Raw genomic sequence first — 23,338 nt, 5'->3', positions numbered from 1 at the left:
AATGTATTTTAGGAGGATGAATTATGGAAAATGTCTTAAAGGTTGTAAATATAGAAAAATATTATGGTGGAAAGGGAAATGTGACTAAGGCTATTGATAATATAAGTTTTGATGTAGAGAAGGGGGAGTTCCTTGGAATAATGGGACCTTCTGGAAGTGGTAAAACTACACTTTTAAATTGTATATCTACCATTGACACAGTGACTACAGGAAATATAATTATAAATAATAAAGATATAACTAGTCTTAAGAATAATGATATTGAAAAGTTTAGAAGAGATGAGCTTGGATTTATATTTCAAGATTTTAATCTTTTAGATACATTAACTGCTTATGAAAATATTGCATTGGCACTTACTATACAAGATGTAAAACCTAAAAGTATAGATGGAAGAATTAAAGCAGTAGCAAACAAATTAGGTATAAGTGAAATTATAAATAAATATCCTTATGAAATGTCTGGTGGTCAAAAACAAAGAGTTGCTTCAGCTAGAGCTATCGTTACTAATCCATCACTAATTTTAGCTGATGAACCAACAGGAGCATTAGATTCTAAGTCTTCTAGATTATTACTAGACTCCTTTGAGAAATTAAATGAAGAACTAGAAGCTACTATACTCATGGTCACACATGATGCGTTTACAGCTAGTTATGCTCATAGGATTTTATTTATAAAAGATGGAAAAGTATTTAATGAACTAATTAGAGGAAATGATAGTAGAAAAGAATTCTTTAATAGAATTATTGAGGTAGTGACATTACTTGGAGGTGACAGTGGAGATGTATTCTAAAATTGCATTAAATAATGTAAAGAAAAGTTTTAAAGACTATACCATATATTTTTTAACTTTAACCTTTGCCGTTTGTATATTTTATAGCTTTAACTCTATAGAATCACAAAAGGCAATGTTTGAAATAAGTAAGAAGGAAGCTAGTTTTATAGATATGTTAACTACAGTTATTTCTTGGGTATCTGTATTTGTGTCAGTAATTTTGGGTGGACTCATTGTTTATGCAAATAACTTTATGATAAAACGAAGAAAAAAAGAACTTGGTGTATATATGACATTGGGTATGAGTAAAAGAAAAATCTCAAGTATTTTAGTGTCTGAATCTTTTTTCATAGGTCTTATGTCTTTAGTAGCAGGGTTAATCTTTGGTATAGTTTTATCACAAGGATTATCTCTTTTTACAGCGAAGTTATTTCAGGTAGGCATGAGTGAATACAAATTTGTATTTTCACAAAATGCTGCTGTAAAGACTATAGCTTATTTTGGAATAATGTTTTTACTTATAATGATATTTAATACCTTTGTAATTTCAAAATACAAACTTATAGATATGATAAATGCTAATAAGAAAAGTGAAAATATAAAGATTAAAAATCCTATAGTATCAATTATTATCTTTATTTTAGGAGTAGGAATACTTATAACTGCTTATAAGTTTATAATAGAAGTGGGATTAGACATAACTGATTCTAGATTTACTATTTCTATAATACTGGGGATTCTAGGAACTATATTATTTTATTATGGATTAGCTGGATTTATATTGTATGTAATCAAGAATAGTAAAAATATATACCTTAAAAAACTAAATATATTTGTTACTAGACAGATAAGTAGTAAAATTAACACAAATTTTGTATCTATAACAGTTATATGTTTAATGCTCTTTATAACTATTTCTATATTATCTACGGGATTGAGTTTTAAAAATTCTTTAGAAAGTAGTCTTAAGGATACAGTACCTTTTGATGTCTCAGCTAGAATTATAAATTTTGAAGGCTCGGAAAACAAAACTATAGAACAGGCCATTAAAGAATTAGGGTTCAATTTCACAGATAAAGAAAAGTATGTAGTATTACAAGAGTATAGACTAGAAGAAAGTTATGGTGATTTATTAAAGGGATATGGAGATGGCAAAGAAGATAAATTTCTAGATAAAGGTTATAATGACATGTCAGCTCTAAAGATAAGTGATTATAATAAACTAAGAGAGTTAAATGGACAAAGTCCTATAGACTTAAAAGAAGATGAAGTATTAATAACCTCTAACTTTAGTAAATTAGTGCCTTTAGTTAAAAGCTATATGAAGGAAAACACAGTAATTAAAATAAATAATATAAACTATAATATAAAAAATCAAGAGCTTATTACAGAAGCTTATGAAAGCACAGGCTTTGCTAATAATTTCTTTACAGTAATACTTCCAGATAAAGCTTTAGAAAACCTTAAGCCCTATGACTCTATATTAAATTGTAACTTTGTAGGTGAAGATAGAGAAAAACGAGAATCAGAAATAGGAGAAATATTCAAAAATAGCAGAGATGAAAATGCTTCGGGTAAAGACTTTATAATATTAGGTGATACTAAGACTGGCATATACAGTATGACAAAAGGAGCTACTACAACAATTTTATATATAGGTATATATATAGGGATTGTATTTTTAATATCTAGTGCAGCAGTCCTTGCTCTTCAACAATTATCAGAAGCTAGTGAGAGCATTGATAGATATAAAGCTCTAAGAAGGATTGGAGCTTCAAGAAAGATGATAAATAAAACTATATTTATTCAAACTTTAATATACTTTGCAATGCCATTAGTATTAGCTATAATTCACTCCATAGTTGGAATTAGTGTAGCTAATGAATTTATATCTCTTTACGGCAATGCAGAGATAGGGGCTTCAGCCACTATAACAGCACTACTGATAATAGCTATATATGGAGGCTATTTCTACGCCACTTATATAGGCTATAAGAATGTAACTAACACTCCAAATCTATGATTTGGCTAAGTGTTAGTTACTCCAGGGAATGAAATGAATATATTTTTTAGTAGTAAAGGTAGCCTTAATGGCTACCTTTATATTTATATTTAACTGATATTACATTAATTATATACTTATACAATTTAATCCTGTAAAATAATATTATGATAGACAAATGGAAAATATAAAAATTTATTTAAAAAGAATGTTAAGGCGGTTTTTGGAAAGTTTTTATAAAAGCTTTTAATTTATAGATGTAGAGGTGGAGAAAATGAAAAAAGTCTTAGTTCTTGGAGGAAGCTATTTTATAGGAAAAGCCATTGTAGAAGCTTTATTAGGTTCTCAGAAAGATTATGAAATTTACACCTTAAATAGAGGAAGCAGAAAAACCGAAGATAAAAGAATTACTAATATAATTTGTGACAGAGAAGATTTAGATGAAATGAAAAAATGTCTTAGTGAGCATGAATTTAATTATATAATTGATGTGTCTGGACTTAATGTAAATCAGTTAGAAATTCTTCATGAAGCCTTAAATTATGAAAAGTTAGAGAAATATATTTTTATTAGTTCAAGTGCTGTCTATGATGTAGAAAATTATAAAATACCTTTTAAGGAATCATTTATGTTAGGTAAAAATAAATATTGGGGAGATTATGGAACAAACAAAATAGAGTGTGAAGAGTTTTTAGAGGATAAGTATAACTATAGTAATGTTCAGCTTATAATACTACGCCCTCCTTATGTTTATGGAGAAAATAATTATGCAGCAAGGGAAGGCTTTATTTTCCATCATATTATCAATGATAGGCCTATTCTAATTCCTAATGATGGAGAGACTAAAATTCAATTTATCTACTCTAAGGACCTAGGCAATTTAGTAGAAGGATTTTTAGAGACAAATCAAGATAATCTATCTATTTATAATGTTGGGAGTAGTGAGGCAGTGACCTTTAATACATGGATAGAATTATGTGAGAAGGCTGCTGGCAAAAAGGCAATAAAGTATCATTTTTATTATGAGGAGAAGGGGTATAATGAGAGAGACTTCTTTTCATTTTTTAATTATGACAATGTGTTGGATGTAAAAAAAGTCCATAGTATATTTAAAGAAGAAACTTCTATGGAGGAAGGCTTAAAGAAGTGCTATCAATGGTATCTTCATAATGAATCTATGGTTATGATGAAAAAGCATGTAGCAGAAAAGGAAGAAGAAATTTATAAATTACTAGAGAAATAATTTGTAATTAATTTTGAATGAACTATATGATAAAATTAATTACTTTAGAATAATTTAAATAAATGGTATAAGAGAACAATTAGATAAATTAAGAAGTATGAAGTAAGTCGCAATCGTAAGATATTGCGAAGAATTAATTATTTAAGTTACTTGAAGAGGTGAGCTTATATGAAGTTGTTTTTATCATCAAAAGCATTTGGAAATTCCGTTATAACAAAGAAAATATTAAGCCGATTAAAGAAGGATGTAGGAATAATAAGACTGCTTCTCATACCAACAGCTTTGAGTGGAATGCACCAGCCTGATAAATATATAAATGAATTGATTGTTGCTGGCTTCAGTAAAGACAATATCATTGTTTTTGATGAAGACAACTGTAAAGAATATTACAATTTGAATATTGATATTATTTACGTATGTGGCGGTAACACTTTTACATTAGTAAAATTGATAAATGAATGTGGATTTGGTTCAGAAATAGCAAAATATTTAAGTAGAGATGTGATATACATTGGAAGAAGCGCTGGCACTCATCTTGCGACAAAAAATATAGAACATGTCTTACCTTTTGATGAGAATCAAATTGGGTTAGAAAACTTTGATGCAATGGGGCTATTTGATGGCATAATATTCTGTCATTATAATGAAAGCAGAGAGAAGTATTATTTCGAAGCAATAAAAAAAGAAAAATATAATGTTTATAAAATTACTGATGAAGAAATGATTATTTGTGACAATGGACAACTCTCTATTTTGTAAAGTTTAATAGAAATTGAAGATGGAGATTAAAATGAGTAAGTTAATATTTTGGGATTTTCAAGGTACATTAGCTCATAATGAGTGGATGCTTAGTAAAGCTTTATTCAAGGTTTTATGTAAGTATGAACCATATACGGAAATAGGTATTGAAGATTTTAAGAAAATCTCATTAGTGGGATTTCCTTGGCAACAACCTGAAAAGGAATATGTGAATCTCACTTCTAGCGATGCTTGGTGGAACCATATTGAAGAGATATTAATAAAGGGATATATAAAGTTAAATATATCAGAAGAAAAAGCAGCTATCTACTCAAAAGAAATTAGACAAGTCCTTGCATCAGGAGAAAGTTTTCAAATATATGAAGATACAATAGAAGTATTACAGTACTTTATGAAAAAGGGTTATTCAAACGTAATACTCTCAAATCATATTCCTGAATTACCTAAGATAGTAGAGAAATTAGGATTATCACCGTATATAATCGATTGTATATCATCTGCTAATGTTGGATATGAGAAGCCAAATCCTAAAATATATCATTATGCTTTGAAAAAGCATTGCAATTATAGGGATATATGGATGGTTGGAGATAGTATTTTAGCTGATGTAAGAGGTCCAGAACATGTTGGAATTAAAGCAGTATTAGTAAGATCTAATACAGAAGAAAATGTTAGATATTACTCAAAGGATTTATTAGGAGTGAAAGAAATAATAGTATAGAAAATTAATATTGAAAATGGTTAGCAATAAGCTATTGAGTTCATACAAGATAAGATAATCATTAGATTTAGAAAAACTATTTATTATACTGTGATAATTAAAAATACATTGGAGGATAGCTATGATAAAACAGTACACAAATTTAAATAATTTGGATATGTCTAGAGAAATAAAAGAAAATATTGAAAGAATATTCATGGGGAATAATGGAGAAAAGACCTTAGAGCACAGTATTAATGTTGCTAAAACTAGTATTATAATTGCAGAAAAATATAACTTAGATAAAGATGTTTGTGAAATTGCTGGATATCTTCATGACATTAGTGCAATTATTAGCCCTGAAGACATGCTACAGTATGCTAAGGATAATAATTGGTATATAGATAAAGCTGAAGAAAAGTACCCATTTTTATTACATCAACGTTGTTCAGTTGAATTAGCAAAGGAAATTTTTAACATAGAAGATAATAATATACTAGATGCAATAGGTTGTCATACTACTTTAAAATTAAATCCTACACCATATGAGATGACTTTATTTATAGCTGATAAACTTTCATGGGATCAAGATGGAAGACCTCCTTTTTATGATTTGGTAAAAGAAGAATTAGACAAGTCATTATATCATGCATCTTTAGCATATATGAATTATATTGTAGATAATAAATTAATATTATATCCACATAAATGGTTTATAGAAGGAAAACAATGGCTAGAAGGGCATTGTAATACAAGGAAGGAAGTAGTTATGAATAAAGAAGAAAAGAATCAGTTTATAGTAGATACCATAGCTAAGGTAAATAAGATATTCTCTATTCATGAAAAAATAAAGGATATAGATACATCTTTATTAAAGCTTTATACAGTAGCTGTAGTAGAAGATGGGTATTTTTTTATATTTGATTTATCTGACAATGGTACTTGCTATGAATTTAAAGGTGAATATAAATCACCTATGATTGTACCAGAAAAAGTGTTGGCCTCCTTTCCACTAGATTTTTATGATATGAAGCCTGCAGCGGTAGTATCTAAGGATGCATTTAATACATTGGAGGGATATATATTTATATTTCATGAGTTTGTTCACTGCTATCAATGGGAGCAAGGAGATAGTGAAATTAGAGAAGAACTAGAAATTGCTAAAATAGCTAAAGAGAAAAAAGATTTTATGTGGGAGATAAATCATCCATTTCCTTATGAGGATAAGGTGTTCATAAATGAAACTTCTAAACTAGAATTTGTGGATAAAAAACTACAATATAAAGATATGGTAGATTATCATAGAGTTATGAAGAACCATTTAAATCAAATAGACTTTGAATATATGGTATGGCAAGAGTTTATAGAAGGATTTGCTAGATATATTGAAAATCTTATTAGAGAAAAGTTACAAGTAAAATTAAATTCTAATAAATTAGAAAAACCTTTTAGTAGAGTAATCTTTTATGAGTTAGGTAGTAGATCCATAAGTGCTATATTAAAAGAAAATCCTGAGATTAAGGGGAATATTAAATGTATATATGATAAAATTAATATATAATGGATGAACTTTAGATAAAGGGTAGGGGGAGTTTTATATGGATTTTTTATATATTGTTATAGGGGTTATAGTTGCTGAGTTTATATGTTCAATATTGTTTAAAGGAGTTAATGATAGCATTATTGGACTTTTTAAACCGATGCAGAAATTTGTATCAAAATCTAAGAAGAAGAAAATATGGAGTGCTATAGGGTATGGTATTGCTGTTTTTATTGCTTTGACAATTAAGGATAGTTTTGAACTACATTACATTTGGTATGGTATATTAATTGGAGTTTTATTGTCTCTTAATGACATAATCTTTGAGAGAGGAGTATTTGAGAAGAGAATAGACAATTTATAATAATATTAAAGTATAAAATTTTATAGTATTAATAAGGTATAAAGCTAGTTTTATGATAGCTTTATACCTTTTATTTTAATTTATTTTAGACATAACTCTTTTAAATTCGGATATTGCACCACTAAGAGAAACTAAATCTTCATCTGGTAGCACAGATAACTTTTCCTTAAGAAAGCTTTTCATTAAATCCTTTTTGATTTTAAAGACTTCATGGGCTTTTTCTGTTATTTCAATTCTAATAACTCTTCTATCCTTTGGATCTTCATATCTATTAACATAACCACACTCAAGGAGTTTATCTATTATTGGGGTCATATTGGGTTTAGATATACAAAGGTCTCGGGCTATACTAGACACCGATGAAGGTCCATTTTGAGCTAGGTAAAAAACCACTTTTACATGAGATGGTGGCACAACTGTATTTTTCATAAAGTCTTCTAATTTTATAATCTTTTTATGAAGTAGCATCATAAGAAGGAAAAAGTCCTCAGATAGTTTAGTTAAATTTTTTTCATCCATAATAATTCTCCTTTGGCTGCAGTATTGAATTTCTATATTAAAATCGTTAATTAAAAATTAAAAAATCCACAATAAAATAGTTATTGACTTATAATAGTTATAAAACTATAATTAATATATGTTTATAACTGTTATATACTTATAAATAATATAATATCATAATTTATATAAATTAATAAGTATTTTATAAGATTATTATAAATAAATTTTTTTTAAATTGCAAATAAACTGATAAATTGTAAATACTATTGTTATCTATGTTCATATAGCATAGGTAATAAAGTATTTTGTTTTTAGTTTATTTCTTAGTGATTCATTATTGTAAGAGGGAGTGGAGGAATATGTTCAAGTTAATTAAATATTTAAAGAACTCAGTGGTGCCAATTATCATCATAATTGGATTACTAATTGTTCAAGCAGTCTGTGACCTTTCTTTACCTGACTATACTTCTAATATAGTAAATGTTGGAATTCAGCAGGGGGGAGTAGAAAAAGTTACACCAGAAGTAATTAGAAAGAGTCAATTAGAAAAGTTAGAACTATTTATTAGTGAAGAGGATAGAATAGAAATTAAGAGTAATTATACTTTGTTAGATAAAGATTCTCTTAGTGATGAAGAATACAATAAATATGTGAAGAAGTATCCTTCTTTAGAAAATGAAGGTGTATATAAGCTTACAACTAAGAAAAAGGATAAAGAAACCATTGAAAAGTTAAATGGAATATTTGCAAGGCCAATGTTAGTAGTGCAAGGCTTTGAAAGTGACAGTGAAGAAAGTAAGGCCATGAAAGCAGCAATTATAGCGGAGTTTCCTCCTAATATGGGTATAGATGAAAATGCAGATATATTGGAAGTGATGTCACAGTTACCGCAGGAACAGCGAGATACTATGATGAAAGATATAGATAAAAATTTTGAGAACTTACCTAATACTATGATAGACCAAGCAGCTATTAGTTATGTAAAAAATGAGTATAATAATATTGGTTTGAATATAGACAAAATGCAAACTAACTATCTTCTTTATACAGGAGGATTAATGATACTTATAGCCCTACTAAGTATGGCTGCTACAGTAACTGTTGGATTTATTGGGGCTAGAGTGGCAGCAAACCTTGGTAAAAACCTTAGAAGTAAAGTATTTTCTAAAGTTATAGGTTTTTCTAATGCAGAATTAGATAAATTTTCTACTGCGTCACTTATAACTCGTAGTACCAACGATATTCAGCAAATTCAAATGCTTATGGTAATGCTTCTAAGAGTAGTATTCTATGCACCAATCTTAGGAATTGGTGGAGTAATAAAGGTTTTAAATACAGAAACTTCAATGGCTTGGATTATTGTTGTTGCAGTAGTTGCTATTTCAGCAGTAGTAATTGTTTTATTTACAGTAGTTATGCCAAGATTCAAGAGGGTTCAGAAACTAGTTGATAGGATTAACCTTGTAACTAGAGAAATTTTGACTGGTATGATGGTAATTCGTGCCTTTAGTACAGAAAGACATGAAGAAAAAAGATTCGATAAAGCAAATAATGATTTAACCAAGAATAATTTATTTGTCAATAGAACTATGGCTTTAATGATGCCAACTATGATGTTGATTATGAATGGAATTACTATTTTAATAGTATGGAATGGATCACATAGCATTGATGCAGGAACCATGCAAGTTGGAGATATGATGGCATTTATTCAATATACAATGCAAATTATAATGGCATTCTTAATGATATCTATGGTTTCAGTGATGTTACCTCGTGCTACAGTTTCAGCTGGGCGTATAGATGAAGTATTATCCACTGAATATGTAGTTAAGGATCCTGTAGCTCCAATAAAACTTGAAGAAGATAAAAAGGGATTTCTTAAATTTAATAATGTTTCCTTTAAGTATCCAAATGCTGAAGAAAATGTTCTAAGTAATATAACTTTTACTGCTATGCCTGGAGAGACTACCGCATTTATTGGTAGTACAGGAAGCGGTAAATCCACCCTTATTAATCTTGTACCGAGATTTTATGATGTGACTGAGGGAGAAATACTTTTAGATGGAATTGACATTAGAAAAGTAAGTCAACATGATTTAAGAGAAAAGATAGGTTATGTACCTCAAAAAGGAGTGCTATTCTCTGGTACCATTGAAAGTAACTTAAAATATTCAGGTAAAAGTATTACAGACGAAAATATGATAAAGGCTGCAGAGATTGCACAAGCCACTGACTTTATTAAAGGTACTAAGGAGAGTTATAATACTGAAATATCTCAAGGGGGTACTAATGTTTCAGGGGGCCAAAAACAAAGACTTTCTATTGCAAGAGCTATTGCTAAAAAACCAGAGGTATATATTTTTGATGATAGTTTCTCAGCTTTAGATTTTAAGACTGATGCGGCATTACGAAAAGCCCTTAAAAAAGAAACATTAAATAGTACAGTTCTAATTGTAGCTCAAAGAATAAGTACGATTCTACATGCAGAGCAGATAATAGTTTTAGAGGAAGGTAGAATTGCAGGTATTGGAACTCACAATGAGTTAATGAAAACTTGTGATGTGTATAAACAAATAGCACTATCTCAACTTTCAAAGGAGGAGTTAGCTAATGAGTAAGGAGCAAAATATGAAAAAAGGGCCTATGGGTGGTGGAGGACCTATGGGACGTGGACCAATGGGAGGTCCTGGAGAAAAAGCTAAAAACTTTAAGGGCACCATGAAAAAGCTTATTAGTTATCTTAAACCTTTTACTGCATCCATAATAATTGTTATAATATTTGCCGTTGGAAGTGCTGCTTTTTCTATAATTGGACCTAAGGTTTTAGGTAAAGCTACCACTAACATTTTTAAGGGACTTGTAGGTAAGATAACAGGTTCAGGAGTAGGCATAGACTTTGAATATATAGGAAGAATTTTATTATTACTTTTGATTTTATATATAATTAGTACATTATTCTCTTTTGTACAAGGTTTTATAATGTCAGGAGTTACTCAAAAGGTTTCATATAATCTTAGAAAAGAGATTTCTGAAAAAATTAATAGAATGCCTCTTAAATATTTTGATAATAAGACTCATGGTGAAGTTTTATCTAGGATAACAAATGATGTAGATACCGTAAGTCAAAACTTAAACCAAAGTATGACTCAAGTTATAACTTCAATTACTACATTAATTGGAGTACTAATAATGATGATTTCAATAAGTGGTATCATGACAGGGGCAACTCTCCTTATATTGCCAATATCTATGTTTTTAATATCGGTAGTAGTTAAGAAATCTCAAAAACACTTTAGAAATCAACAGAAATATTTAGGAAATGTTAATGGTCAAGTAGAAGAGGTTTATGGAGGTCATAATATAGTTAAGGCCTTTAATGGAGAAGAAGAGGCAATTAGAGAATTTAATAAGTTAAATGATAAATTATACGACTCGGCTTGGAAGTCTCAATTTTTATCTGGAATGATGATGCCTATTATGACCTTTGTAGGAAACATAGGCTATGTAGTAGTATCTATTTTAGGTGGATGGCTGGCTATTAAGAAAACTATTGAAGTTGGAGATATTCAATCCTTCATTCAATATGTAAGATCTTTTAATCAACCAATAGCTCAGTCAGCTCAGATAGCAAATCTAATGCAATCTACAGCAGCGGCTGCAGAAAGAGTTTTTGAATTCTTAGCAGAAGAAGAGGAAGTGCAATTTGCAGAAAACCCTATTAAAATAAAAAATCTGTTATTGTCAGAAGATGAGGGAGAAGAAATTCAAGGTGAAGTAAACTTTGAAAATGTTCACTTTGGGTATAAAGAAGATAAGATTATTATCAATGATTTTTCAGCACATGTAAAACCAGGACAGAAGGTTGCTATAGTTGGACCTACTGGAGCAGGAAAAACTACCATGGTTAAATTGCTTATGAGATTTTACGATGTGAATAGTGGAGCTATCTTAATAGATGGTCATAATATTCAAGATTTCAACCGTCAAGATTTACGTAGTATATTTGGTATGGTACTTCAAGATACTTGGTTATTTAATGGCTCTATTAAGGAAAATATCAGATATGGTAGATTAAATGCCAATGATGAAGAAGTTATTGCTGCAGCTAAGGCTGCCAATGTGGATCACTTTGTAAAAACTTTACCTGATGGATATGATATGATTTTAAATGAAGAAGCTAATAACGTGTCTGCAGGTCAAAAGCAATTACTTACTATAGCTCGTGCAATTCTTGCAGATCCTAAGATTCTAATTTTAGATGAAGCCACTAGTTCTGTAGATACTCGTACTGAGGTTTTAATACAAAAGGCAATGGATAATTTGATGAAGGGTAGAACTAGTTTTGTAATTGCTCATAGATTATCTACTATAAGGGATGCAGATTTAATCCTTGTAATGAAAGATGGAGATATAGTAGAACAAGGAAATCATAATGAGTTACTTGCAGCCAATGGCTTCTATGCAAACTTATATAATAGTCAATTTGAAGACATTAAAGAAGATGTAGTTTAATAACTAAATAAAAAGTAAATAGAGTTTTTTAACTAGGATAGAGTTTATTCCATCTGAAGTTTATTGACATAGTTTTTAAGAACTAGCTTAAATTAAGTAAATTAATTTGAGTTAGTTCTTTTTATTTTAGAGATAAGTATAACCTAGTATTTAGGAAATAATAATAAAGTAATTAATTAAATATATAATAAATATAAGTTCATTTAATATATAAATAATTAATAGACAAATATGAAAAAGATGATATAATTACCATTAATAAATGTGTAATATTAAATATGCTAAAAAATAATTATAGTAAACTGAATAAAATTCATGTTTATTAAATATATGGAATATTAGAAGGAGATTTATCATGAAGGCAAAACAGGTTTTAGATATAGCTCTTTCAGCAGGTGAACTACTTATTAGTAATGGATCAGAATCCTATAGAGTAGAGGAAACTATTGAAAGGATATGTAAAGCATATAATTATAAAAGTGAATGCATAACTACAGGAAAAGGAATTTTTATATCTATTTTAGATGAGGATCAAGAAAAGGTTACATCACTAAAAAAGGTTAGAAGCAAGAGTGTTGATTTATATAGCATAGAGCTAGTAAATAGTTTTTCTCGAAGCATCGAGTCAGAGAAGATTTCCTATGAGGAAGCAATGGAAAGACTAGAAGATATAAGAAAAACGCCTACTTTTAAATTACCTATTAGAGTGTTAGCTGGTGGAATGACTTGTTTTATTTATTCATTATTTTTCAACGGAACAATTTTTGCAGCCTTTATATCTACAATTATTGGTATGATAATATATTATATGGTAGATAAGGTATCCAATGTAGGATTTTTTCAGTTCTTTATCTTCTTTTTCTCAGGATTTCTTATAGCTAGTATAAGTATTTTATTTGAAAATATTATAACTATAGTGAACAAGGACAAGATTATACTAGGGTCTATCATGGTACTATTACCTGGTGTAGCCCTTACTAATGGAATAAAAGATATAATTTATGGTGATTTTACATCAGGAATTTCAAAGGTGGGTGAGGCTGTTTTAATAATTACAGCAATTGGTTCAGGAATTGGTACTGCATTAGCCTTTAGAAATTTTCTAGGAATCTTTTAGATATAATATATTTAGATGAAAGTAGAGGCTATGTTATGATTAGACAAATTGTTTTAGCGTTTTTTGGAAGTGTATTTCCTGCCATATTATTTAATATAGATAGAAAAAAATTAGCTTGGGCTGGGATTTCAGGAACTCTTGCATGGTTAAGCTATTTAATAGTGTTCAACTATGGAGGAAGTGTAATTATTGCTACTTTCATGGGGGCATTTGTAGTAGGAGTTTATAGTGAAGTAATGGCAAGAAGGTTAAAGGCTCCAAGTATGCAGTTTTCAATACCAGGAATATTCCCGTTAGTACCAGGAGTCATGGCCTATAACACAGTATTATATATAGTAGCTCAAAATTATGACCTTGCTTATAGCAGTGCAATGAAAACTATTATAGTAGGTGGAGCTATTGCCTTTGGAATGATGTTATCTTCAACTACTTATAAATTTTTTAGCAAAATTCAAAGAGATATAGAAACAAAGAAAGCAGCACAAAATAAAATAAAATAAAATATTAGGCTATGTTTTAAACTGTTGTTAAAACATAGCCTATATTTAAATTAAGTTTAAATTTATACTTAATTATTGAGCCTTCTTTTCGTTTTCCTTGTTATCTTCAGGGTTACACTTATTATCACACTCTGGTTTTCTCATATGTTTTCCAGGAGTCTTTGTATTTTGTTTTTTCTCATCAGTTTCGTTTAGAGTTGGTTTCTTTTCATCTTCTTTAGGAGCTTTTTCATTCTCAGGCTTAGACTCACTTATAGTTTGCTTCTTTTCATCAGGTTTTTTTGTCTTTTCTTCTTCCTCAATCATAGTTGGTTTCTTTTCCTCAGTGGGTTTTTCATCCTTAGATTTTTCTGCTGGAGTCTCTATAGTAGTCATTTTTTCACTATTAGAATCCATTGATATATTATCATATCCAAAGGCTACAGTAGAAGAAGTCATGATGGCACCAACTAATGTTAGCATAATTAAAGATTTTTTCATTGTAATACACCGTCCTTTTAAAGTATTTACTTAAATTCTTAAGTATGAGTATATTTGATGAGAACAACAAGAATAAGGATAAGCTATTGAAAAATAAAAGGTTTAAGAAAACTCGACTTTAGTTTATCCTTAGAAAGAAAAAATATGTTATTAAAAATTTTCCATTAAAAATGTGGATAATAATAAATTAAAAGTAAATTTGAAAATTATAGTTTTTATGTTATAATGAAGTTAATTTAATAATTATTTAGCTAGGGGTGCCTAATGCTGAGAGAAGCAATAATTGCTTTAACCCTTGAACCTGATGTGGATAATGCCATCGAAGGAAAGCTTTAAAAGATTTTAATAATAGCTTATTTATAAAAATGTTTATAAATATTTATTTTATGAATTCATCTAAAGGCTTACCTTGTGTAAGCCTTTATTTTTTTAGATAAGAATTAATAAAGATTTGTAAAAAAATATGTAAGCAATTATTTTCTCCTAAAGAAAGGCGCTAAATTATTAAATTAAATAATTATTGTACTTAGGGAGGAAGAAAGTATGAATTTTACAACACAAATGGATGCCGCTAGGAAGGGCATTGTAACAAGAGAGATGGAGATTGTAGCTAAGTCAGAGAATATGGATATTCAAGAGTTAAGGGCTTTAGTAGCGGAAGGAAAGGTAGCTATACCTGCTAATAAAAATCATAAATCCCTTGTACCACAGGGAGTAGGACAAGGTCTCAAAACTAAAATAAATGTAAATTTAGGTATATCCAAAGATTGTGATGATATAGATAAAGAAATGGAAAAGGTAAAAGTTGCTTTAGATATGAAAGCAGAGGCTATTATGGACCTTTCTAATTATGGAAAAACTGCAAAGTTCAGAGAAAAGTTAGTAGAAATGTCTACAGCGATGATTGGAACAGTACCAATGTATGATGTAGTTGGCTTTTATGATAAGGAACTAAAGGATATCTCTGTAGATGAATTCTTTAAAGTAGTAGAAAAGCATGCACAGGATGGAGTAGATTTTGTAACTATCCATGCAGGACTAAACAGGGAAACTATAAATACTTTTAAAAGAAATAAGAGGATTACTAATATAGTTTCAAGGGGAGGATCTCTTTTGTTTGCTTGGATGGAATTAAATCAGAGAGAAAATCCATTCTATGAGTATTTTGATAGATTATTAGATATATGTGAAAAATATGATTTAACTTTAAGTTTAGGAGACGCATGTAGACCAGGTTCGATAGCTGATGCCACAGATGCTTCACAAATTAAGGAGCTTATGGTATTAGGTGAGCTTACAAAAAGAGCTTGGGAGAGAAATGTACAAGTTATAATTGAAGGTCCAGGGCACATGGCTATAAATGAAATAGAAGCTAATATGTTACTTCAAAAAAGACTTTGTCACGGAGCACCATTTTATGTTTTAGGACCTTTAGTTACGGATGTAGCTCCAGGTTATGATCATATAACTTCTGCCATTGGTGGAGCTATTGCAGCAAGTTATGGAGCAGACTTTTTATGTTATGTAACTCCAGCAGAACATTTAAGACTTCCAAACCTAGATGATATGAAGGAAGGTATAGTAGCAGTAAAAATTGCAGCTCATGCAGCGGATATTGCTAAAGGAATTAAAGGTGCATCGCAGTGGGATAATGAAATGAGTAAGGCAAGACAGGAACTTGATTGGGAGAAGATGTTTACCTTAGCTTTAGATGAAGAAAAGCCAAGAAAATATAGAAAAGAATCTACACCTCATCATGAAGATAGTTGCACTATGTGTGGTAAAATGTGTTCTATGAGAAATATGAACAAGATTCTTAGTGGAAAAGATATTAACCTTTTAAGAGAAGATGATTAATAATTAATAAAAGGACACTATTAAAAATTAAGCTTTTATTGGTAGTTTAAGCTTAGTAATTTTAAGAGTGTCCTTCTTTATTATACTTTTATGTTTAATAACTTGAATAATATAATTAATAATAAAGGAATAACTGTTTTAAAGTTTAAATTATTAATATATATCTGCAGTTGCTAAGTTCACTGAATTTATTGAATTTAGCATTAATTCATCTTCTAAGGTGTTTATTAACGTAACTTTATCTCTTCCAGATTCTTTAGAGATATATAATTGTTTGTCTGCAATTTCAATCATATAGTCAGTTGATCTAAGAGAGGAAAGGTTTCCATAGACCCCACCAATACTAACAGTAATTACAGAACTCTCATTATCATGAGTAGATTTTATTTTTAAGTCCTTAACTTTACAACTTATTAGATTACCTAGGTAAATAGCTTCATCATAGGTTAAATCCTCAGCAAGATATATAAATTCTTCTCCACCGTATCTACCACAAAAATCGTGACGGGAGGTAGAAATGTCTTTTAAACATTGAGCAATACTAGCAAGACATTTATCACCATGCATATGACCCCAATAATCATTATATAATTTAAAGTTATCCACATCTATCATAAATAAAACCATATTATTTTTATTGAGTTTAGAATATTTCCATAGTCTACTAAACATTTGGTCAATGGCATGTCTATTTGAAATTTTAGTAAGAGAATCTTTCAATGCTTTAAATCGTAAATTCTTATTCTCATTTTTCATATATTGTAGCCTTTTATTTTGGGATTCTATTTCCATTTCTAGTTTTTGATTTATTATTTTAATTTGTTCTAATTCTTCAGCTTCTATAGCATGATTACATTGAATTCTTATAATTTCTAGTTTAGATTTCATAGTAGATGAAGAAACTTCTTCTTCTGAAAGGTGGTACTGCCTGTAATATTCTAAGGCTGTTTTAAAATCTCCTAATGATTCGTAGTATTTAGAAAGCTGCAAATGTATTTTACTAAGCTTATGTTTGGAATTAAGTTCCTCAGCACAATGTATAGCTTTATTTAAATATTCTATAGCATCACCAGAAGAAGTGGAAAGCTTTAAAAAACCAATGTTAAAGTATAAATCTATGATATAAAATTTGTTACTAATGGTTTCTAAGTGTTCTAAGGATTTATTATAGTATTCCATGGCTTTATCAAACTCTTTATTTTTAAAGTGAATGAAACCAATATTATTTTCTATTTCACCTAGGAGTATAAAGTTATTAAATTCAATAGCTATATCATAGCTTTCAAAAAATATTTTTAAAGCTTTATGGTAATTATTCTTCTCTAGAAGAACTTGTCCTATATTAAATAAAATAGATGCAGATAGTGAAGTATAATTAAATTTTTTAGCTTTAGCTAAAGCTTTCTCATAATATTTCAAGGCTTTATTATATTGGGTAGTTATCCTGTGAATCTCTGCCATATTATTAAGGGAACAGGTGTGAATAAAGCTATGTTTATCATCAATACACAAATCTAGAACTCTAAGACAATTTATTAAAGAATCCTCATAAAGTCCAACGTGAAAATATGCGCAACTTAAAAGATTTAAAGCTACAACAATGCCTTCCTCTTCATTTAATTCCATAAATATATCTAGAGCATGATGACCATATTCTACCCAGTTGGCAAGATTTGATAGTGATCTGTAAATTAAAGCAAAATTAATAAAGCAATAGCCCATTGCAGATTTATTATTAAACGCTTCAGCTAATTTTAATGCTTCTTTTGTTATTTCATAAGCTTTTCTAGGATCGCTATGTACAATAGTGTTTCCATCATCAATAAGTTTAAAAAGTTCTTTTGAGTTATTATCCATACTAAACAACCTACTTTTCTTAGAATAGTTTAATTATAATTTGAATTTAAACTTATAACTGATTAACCAATGAATTTTTAACCTTGCGGTTACAATAATATAATAACATAAAATTAGATGAAAAATAATAAAAAATTATATGTTACATAAAAATTACTTAGAGAATTTAAGTAATATAAGTCTAAATAAGTAATTATATGTTACATTTAATTTACTTGTTATTAGTCACAATATTTTTTTAATCTTTCAAAATCTAGAATAACTATTTTTTTAGATGTGCTTGCTAATATTCCTTGGGATTTTAACTCATTAAGAACTCTAGTAACGGTAACTCTAGAGCAGCCGATTAAATTTCCTAATCCTTCATGGGTAAGCGGGAGACTTAGTTCAATTGGATCATTACATTTAGAATAATTATTTATAGTTTGAGCAACAATTCTACAAAGAGCAGAGCAAATTTGAGCTCGTGGTGATCTCTTTAAAAGGTCTCCCATCTGAAATAAAGAAATTTGATATTTTCTTAATATACTTTGAAGAAAATACTCATAATTTTTAGGTTTATCATTTAAATAATTATATAAAGTTTCATAATCAATAAATGAGATTGAAGTATCTTCTAATGTAACTGGAGTAATGCCTATATGAGAGTGATGAAATAAACTTTCCTCCCCATATATTTCTCCTGGTATTAAAAAAAATAAAATTTTTTCAAGACCATTTTTAGTATAGATACAAACCTTCACTTTTCCTTCAGTAACTATTGAGAGTTTACCCCCAGGAAAGTAATCTATATGCTCATTTTTTTTATAATGTTTTATAATTCCTAAAGGAGCAAGTTCTTCAAGAAAAAAGGTTCTCATTTTTTCTTGTGGAATATGTTTAAAGTATTCTTCATACATATATTAAATCATCCTTTTCAATTTAATAGAGTAATAAGTAATGTTTATGTTAAATCTTAAAAAACGTCTATAGTATAATATAATTCCTCATATTATAGGAATTATTTTTAAACTAAATTTTATTCATTAGTATTATTTTTGTTATTAATAGTAGATTCATTTTGTGGAGTAACAGTAGCAATAGTTGATAGGTTTGTACCTATAGCTTGAAAAAGATTTCCTAATAGATTAATTTCATCAGAAGTTCTATTTTTAGCTATATATATAGAGAGAACAGCAGCTGCTACAACTAATTCTTCGGGGTTTAGATTATAAGACATAAATTCACCTTAAGAAAATAATTATTATTTTATATATTATGCAATAGAAATAGAGATGTCAATAAATTTAAATATAATTTTAGTTTATTGCAATAAAAAATCTATCAAATAAATGATAGATTTTTCTACTTGTATTATTATAGGCTATTCATATACTTTTTCCAGTCTCCATGATGAATATAGATTGCATGGGAATTAAAGTTTTTATCATTGCCATCTACGTATTTATATACATAACAATTTTCAATAGCCTTTGTTTCAAGATTTTTGACATTTATAGTAGTTCTTATATATTCATTGATTGATATATCTTCAAAGGATCTGAATCCTTCCATTTGATCTAAGGAAACTATATCTTCATAAAAATCTTTTAGTGTCATAATTTCTCCAATAACAGTATCTTCTCCATCTAGTAAAGCAGGGTATCCCTTGTGAGGAAGATGGAAAAGCTTTCCCCTTACTTCGCCTAGAGAAGCTGGAGATACTTTATTTTTTAAGTATTTATCATAGTTAAAGAAACCTTCTCTTAAGCTTCCATATACAAATACTTTTTTTTCTTCTGTTGGGTATGTCATTAGCAGATTGTACCTCCTATAGTTTTAATGTCTTCATTTCCATTATTAACTAGGGCTTCTATACAAAGCTCAAGACATTTTGAAATATCTTGAAGATTCATATAAGGTGTATTTGGCTTTGTAACCACTTGATTTGGTATATATGGAACGTGAATAAATCCACCTTTCATATGAGAGTACTTTTTATCGATAAGATAAAGTAATCCATACATTATATGGTTACAAACAAATGTTCCAGCAGTATTAGAAATTGCAGAAGGATAGCCATTATCTACCATGTTTTTAACCATTGCTTTTATAGGTAAGTTAGAGAAATAAGCATTTTCTCCATCTTCTTTAATTTTTATATCTATTGGTTGATTTCCTTCGTTATCTTTAATTCTAGCATCATCTATATTAATAGCAACTCTCTCCGGCATAACTGCAAATCTACCACCTGCTTGTCCGATGCAAATAACTGCATCTGGGTTATGATTTTTGATAGAGCTTTCAAGGGCCTCTATTGATTTATTAAAGACAGTAGGAATTTCTACCTTTATAACTTCTACGCCAGCAATATTATTAGGAAGTAATTTTACTGCTTCAAGAGCTGGATTTATAGGTTCTCCTCCAAAGGGATCAAAACCACTTATTAAAACTTTCATATATATATTTAATGAAGCATTAGCTTCATTAAAATTCACCTCCTTTAGTTATATCTTATATAAACTTTTAAAATGCTAAGAAATACATTAAAACTATGTGTGCTATTAGTAATGTCATAGCCACAGGAAATTGGCGTTTAATAATTGCATTTTTGTCGTCAATTTCTAGAAGAGCTGCAGGCATAATATTAAAATTAGCTCCCATTGGTGACATTAGTGTTCCACAATATCCAGCAGTAAGAGCTAAGGCACCAGCAACTACTGGATTAGCCCCCTGTGCAAATACAAATGGAATTCCAATACCAGCAGTGATAACTGCAAATGCAGCAAAGGCATTTCCCATAATCATTGTAAAGATAGCCATACCAATGCAGTAAGCAGCTACTCCAATTAAAAGATTTCCTTCAGGTATGAAGCTTGATATACCATTAGCAATAACAGTACCAACTCCAGCAGCTGTAAATAGTGAGCCTAATGCAGTAAGAAGTTGAGGCAAGATACTTACAGGTCCAACAGAGTCAATCATTCTAGCTCCATCCTCTAAAATGAACTTTGGATTAGCTTTTGTGATAATTAAGGTTGCAATAGTTGCTATCACAGCAGCTATACCAATAGCAGCTGTTCCGCTAATAGAGGTAAATTGTGCTATTCCTAGAGCTACAATTGCGATTACTAGAGGTGGTAAGAAAACTTTATTTTTAAGTTTTCCAGATTGAGTTTTAGCAAACTCTCCATCGAGGGGTTTGGTAGGTAGCATTTTAACTTGCTTAGAAACGGTCAAGAAACCTAAGGCTATTATTAAAATCCCAACTATATTAGCTGGGATATAAGGTCCAGCTATGAATATAATACCTAGAATTGACCAAAATATTGAAGTACCAATTCTAGCTTTATGATCTTTATTTGTAAATGTATAAACTGATAGGGAAATCATTAGGAAGCCCACTAAGGCATAAAAGATTTCCAATAAAAAATTTGATAGTGCTGCCATATCCATAATCGATTCCTCCTTTAATTATTTTTTTTAGAATATTTCTTAATTAATGATTTATCTAATAAATGATTTTGTACTAATACCATTATAAATAGTATTACAGCTATTGGGATAGAAGCTTTAGCTACATCAAGAGCATCTACTACATAGCCTTGTTCCTGAAGTGTACTGGTTATTAGAAGTACTCCTGAGCTAGCCATAAATAAGTTTTGTCCAAAGAAGTTACCATAGTTGTCCATAGCTGCAGAAGAAGCCTTAATTCTATCCTCATCTTCCTTATCAATTTCTCCAAAGTTACTAACGGCAGCACCTTGTGCCATAGGGTTAACAAGAGGTCTAACAAATTGAGGATGTCCACTCATTCTAATAGAAAGGGCAGCTGCCACTTGTCTAACTAGGGCATAGACACTTAATAGCTTTCCAGCAGAAAGAGATTTAGCATTACTTATAAGAGTTGCAGCTCTTTCTTTAAGTCCATATCTTTCACACATACCAATTACAGGTAATGTTAATATGAATAATGTTATGGCTCTTTGAGATACAAAAGTTTGTCCTAGAGTAGTCAATATTTCGTTAATACTCAAACCAGCAACGAGCCCTGTTAAAACCCCCGCAGAAAGAACCACAGCAATAGTATCGAGTTTTAACGTAAAACCAATGATAACAATTATAATACCGATTAATTTGATCATTATTATCCTTCCTCCCATGAATTTATATAATTTTTTAAAATTATACACTATTATGAAAAGTAAATATGTATACAGGTATACAAAGAACGGATAAATATTAGGTATAGATGAGGTTGATTGGATAAAAATAAAATTTAATCATTATGCATCAATAACTATTTTTATCCATATTGTATTAGTAGTTGTAGTATGATAATATTAGTCTAGTAAAATGGAATAATTAATATTTATAGCATATTTTTAGGGAGATGATAAGAGTATGGGAAAAATTATACTTACCATAGTAATAACAGTATTGATGCTCCTGTTTGCAATTTTCTATTTTGGAGGTATCATATTTGTTACTTTTGCAGAAGGAATAAAGTTATTGCCAATAATTTTGCTTTTAATTGCCATAGGTATAGCAGGAGCAATTATTTATAATATGATAGAAAGAATAAAAGAAATAAAAGGGGGAGACGAAAATGATATTAGTAAATACTAATTACATTGCAGGAAAAGAGTTAGAAATGTTAGGAATGGTTAAAGGGTCAGTGGTGTGGTCTAAAAATATAGGTAAGGACATTCTTAGTGGTCTTAAAACCGTTGTAGGTGGAGAGATAAAAGGCTATACAGAAATGATGAATGAAGCTAGAGCCATATCTACAAAGCGTATGGCTGACGAAGCAGAAACTATGGGTGCTGATGCTATAGTAAATATAAGGTATGCAACAAGCTCAATAATGAATGGTACATCTGAAGTTATTTGTTATGGAACTGCAGTAAAATTTAAATAAAATTATCTGAGATAGACTGAGTCAAATAAAAAATTTTGACTCAGTCTTTATTATTTATTGCAAAAATAATGTTTTAATACGACCTTTAAAGAAGGACTACTAATATTCCTATAGCTTGTATATTATAATAATGTAATTTTAAATAGAGGCTAGAAATAAAAAGTTTAAATCTTTTTGTATAAATAAGCGTATATAAATAAAGGATATTTCTTAAGATATAGGTATTAAGA

The 23,338-nt window shown here is 29.3% G+C and carries 23 protein-coding genes and 1 riboswitch; of the genes, 14 read left to right on the top strand and 9 right to left on the bottom strand.

What is annotated here, in order from left to right:
• The first annotated feature begins 23 nt into the window (after positions 1-23).
• The 7 genes from B3B03_RS17875 (at position 24) to B3B03_RS17845 (ending at position 7,381) form a co-directional block, all read left to right on the top strand.
• Complete coding sequence (locus B3B03_RS17875; RefSeq protein WP_346877989.1) at positions 24-791, top strand: ABC transporter ATP-binding protein; 768 nt, start codon at positions 24-26, stop codon at positions 789-791.
• A complete protein-coding gene (locus B3B03_RS17870; RefSeq protein WP_346849156.1) occupies positions 781-2,796 on the top strand; it encodes an ABC transporter permease in 2,016 nt (671 codons plus the stop codon). The genes B3B03_RS17875 and B3B03_RS17870 overlap by 11 nt, the downstream gene beginning before the upstream one ends.
• Before the next feature lie 253 nt (positions 2,797-3,049).
• A complete protein-coding gene (locus B3B03_RS17865) occupies positions 3,050-4,018 on the top strand; it encodes an NAD-dependent epimerase/dehydratase family protein (protein ID WP_346877988.1) in 969 nt (322 codons plus the stop codon).
• Between the two features lie 168 nt (positions 4,019-4,186).
• On the top strand, positions 4,187-4,777 hold the full coding sequence (locus B3B03_RS17860) for a Type 1 glutamine amidotransferase-like domain-containing protein (protein WP_346877987.1): 591 nt from the start codon (positions 4,187-4,189) through the stop codon (positions 4,775-4,777).
• A 31-nt stretch (positions 4,778-4,808) separates the two neighbouring features.
• Positions 4,809-5,498, top strand: a complete 690-nt coding sequence (locus B3B03_RS17855; RefSeq protein WP_346877986.1) for an HAD family hydrolase — start codon at positions 4,809-4,811, stop codon at positions 5,496-5,498.
• 121 nt (positions 5,499-5,619) lie between these two features.
• Complete coding sequence (locus tag B3B03_RS17850) at positions 5,620-7,038, top strand: HD domain-containing protein (RefSeq protein ID WP_346877985.1); 1,419 nt, start codon at positions 5,620-5,622, stop codon at positions 7,036-7,038.
• A 37-nt stretch (positions 7,039-7,075) separates the two neighbouring features.
• Entirely contained in the window at positions 7,076-7,381 is a 306-nt protein-coding gene (locus B3B03_RS17845) for a hypothetical protein (RefSeq protein ID WP_346849117.1), read from the top strand.
• Positions 7,382-7,456: 75 nt separating this feature from the next.
• Here B3B03_RS17845 and B3B03_RS17840 read toward each other — a convergent pair whose 3' ends face one another.
• Positions 7,457-7,900, bottom strand: a complete 444-nt coding sequence (locus B3B03_RS17840) for a MarR family transcriptional regulator (protein WP_346877984.1) — start codon at positions 7,898-7,900, stop codon at positions 7,457-7,459.
• A gap of 341 nt (positions 7,901-8,241) precedes the next feature.
• Here B3B03_RS17840 and B3B03_RS17835 point away from each other — a divergent pair, with 341 nt between their 5' ends.
• The 4 genes from B3B03_RS17835 to B3B03_RS17820 all read left to right on the top strand — a co-directional run bounded on the left by B3B03_RS17835 (position 8,242) and on the right by B3B03_RS17820 (position 14,014).
• Positions 8,242-10,503 (top strand): ABC transporter ATP-binding protein, encoded by a 2,262-nt coding sequence (locus B3B03_RS17835; protein WP_346849115.1) that lies wholly within the window; start codon positions 8,242-8,244, stop codon positions 10,501-10,503.
• A complete protein-coding gene (locus B3B03_RS17830) occupies positions 10,496-12,397 on the top strand; it encodes an ABC transporter ATP-binding protein (RefSeq protein WP_346877983.1) in 1,902 nt (633 codons plus the stop codon). The genes B3B03_RS17835 and B3B03_RS17830 overlap by 8 nt, the downstream gene beginning before the upstream one ends.
• Positions 12,398-12,752: 355 nt before the next feature.
• Positions 12,753-13,514, top strand: a complete 762-nt coding sequence (locus B3B03_RS17825; protein ID WP_346877982.1) for a threonine/serine exporter family protein — start codon at positions 12,753-12,755, stop codon at positions 13,512-13,514.
• A gap of 5 nt (positions 13,515-13,519) precedes the next feature.
• Positions 13,520-14,014, top strand: a complete 495-nt coding sequence (locus tag B3B03_RS17820; protein WP_414632766.1) for a threonine/serine exporter family protein — start codon at positions 13,520-13,522, stop codon at positions 14,012-14,014.
• 72 nt (positions 14,015-14,086) lie between these two features.
• Here the strand turns inward: B3B03_RS17820 and B3B03_RS17815 are convergent, their stop codons facing one another.
• Complete coding sequence (locus B3B03_RS17815) at positions 14,087-14,494, bottom strand: hypothetical protein (RefSeq protein WP_035131622.1); 408 nt, start codon at positions 14,492-14,494, stop codon at positions 14,087-14,089.
• A gap of 243 nt (positions 14,495-14,737) precedes the next feature.
• A riboswitch (TPP riboswitch) is annotated at positions 14,738-14,839 on the top strand.
• A 198-nt stretch (positions 14,840-15,037) separates the two neighbouring features.
• Here B3B03_RS17815 and thiC point away from each other — a divergent pair.
• A complete protein-coding gene (gene thiC, locus B3B03_RS17810) occupies positions 15,038-16,351 on the top strand; it encodes a phosphomethylpyrimidine synthase ThiC (RefSeq protein ID WP_346849112.1) in 1,314 nt (437 codons plus the stop codon).
• Between the two features lie 153 nt (positions 16,352-16,504).
• On the opposite strand, the gene B3B03_RS17805 is transcribed toward thiC, so the two are convergent.
• The 7 genes from B3B03_RS17805 to B3B03_RS17775 all read right to left on the bottom strand — a co-directional run bounded on the left by B3B03_RS17805 (position 16,505) and on the right by B3B03_RS17775 (position 22,329).
• Positions 16,505-18,208, bottom strand: a complete 1,704-nt coding sequence (locus B3B03_RS17805; RefSeq protein WP_346849111.1) for a tetratricopeptide repeat-containing diguanylate cyclase — start codon at positions 18,206-18,208, stop codon at positions 16,505-16,507.
• A gap of 221 nt (positions 18,209-18,429) precedes the next feature.
• Positions 18,430-19,107: a Crp/Fnr family transcriptional regulator gene (locus B3B03_RS17800; protein WP_346849110.1), complete on the bottom strand. Its 678-nt coding sequence runs from the start codon at positions 19,105-19,107 to the stop codon at positions 18,430-18,432.
• Between the two features lie 119 nt (positions 19,108-19,226).
• Complete coding sequence (locus B3B03_RS17795) at positions 19,227-19,427, bottom strand: hypothetical protein (RefSeq protein ID WP_346877980.1); 201 nt, start codon at positions 19,425-19,427, stop codon at positions 19,227-19,229.
• A gap of 137 nt (positions 19,428-19,564) precedes the next feature.
• Positions 19,565-20,002 (bottom strand): gamma-glutamylcyclotransferase family protein, encoded by a 438-nt coding sequence (locus B3B03_RS17790; RefSeq protein WP_346877979.1) that lies wholly within the window; start codon positions 20,000-20,002, stop codon positions 19,565-19,567.
• The gene (gene pcp, locus B3B03_RS17785; protein ID WP_346849107.1) at positions 20,002-20,646 is read right to left on the bottom strand and encodes a pyroglutamyl-peptidase I; all 645 of its coding nucleotides are present in this window, start codon (positions 20,644-20,646) and stop codon (positions 20,002-20,004) included. Before pcp ends, B3B03_RS17790 begins: the two co-directional genes overlap by 1 nt.
• A gap of 67 nt (positions 20,647-20,713) precedes the next feature.
• Positions 20,714-21,643: a DUF979 domain-containing protein gene (locus B3B03_RS17780; protein WP_346877978.1), complete on the bottom strand. Its 930-nt coding sequence runs from the start codon at positions 21,641-21,643 to the stop codon at positions 20,714-20,716.
• 14 nt (positions 21,644-21,657) lie between these two features.
• Entirely contained in the window at positions 21,658-22,329 is a 672-nt protein-coding gene (locus tag B3B03_RS17775) for a DUF969 domain-containing protein (protein WP_346878008.1), read from the bottom strand.
• Positions 22,330-22,591: 262 nt separating this feature from the next.
• Here B3B03_RS17775 and B3B03_RS17770 point away from each other — a divergent pair, with 262 nt between their 5' ends.
• Together B3B03_RS17770 and B3B03_RS17765 are read left to right on the top strand one after the other, a co-directional pair.
• Positions 22,592-22,816 carry a hypothetical protein gene (locus B3B03_RS17770; protein ID WP_035131633.1) on the top strand — a complete coding sequence of 75 codons (225 nt, stop codon included), beginning with the start codon at positions 22,592-22,594 and terminating at the stop codon, positions 22,814-22,816.
• A complete protein-coding gene (locus B3B03_RS17765; protein ID WP_035131635.1) occupies positions 22,797-23,108 on the top strand; it encodes a YbjQ family protein in 312 nt (103 codons plus the stop codon). Before B3B03_RS17770 ends, B3B03_RS17765 begins: the two co-directional genes overlap by 20 nt.
• Positions 23,109-23,338: the final 230 nt, after the last annotated feature.

The sequence above is a fragment of the Clostridium sp. UBA5712 genome (genome assembly GCF_002419845.1).
In the GTDB taxonomy this organism is placed as follows: domain Bacteria; phylum Bacillota; class Clostridia; order Clostridiales; family Clostridiaceae; genus Clostridium_J; species Clostridium_J sulfidigenes.
Note: the sequence above shows the minus strand (reverse complement) of the source record. Positions and strands in the feature narration are given on the sequence as shown.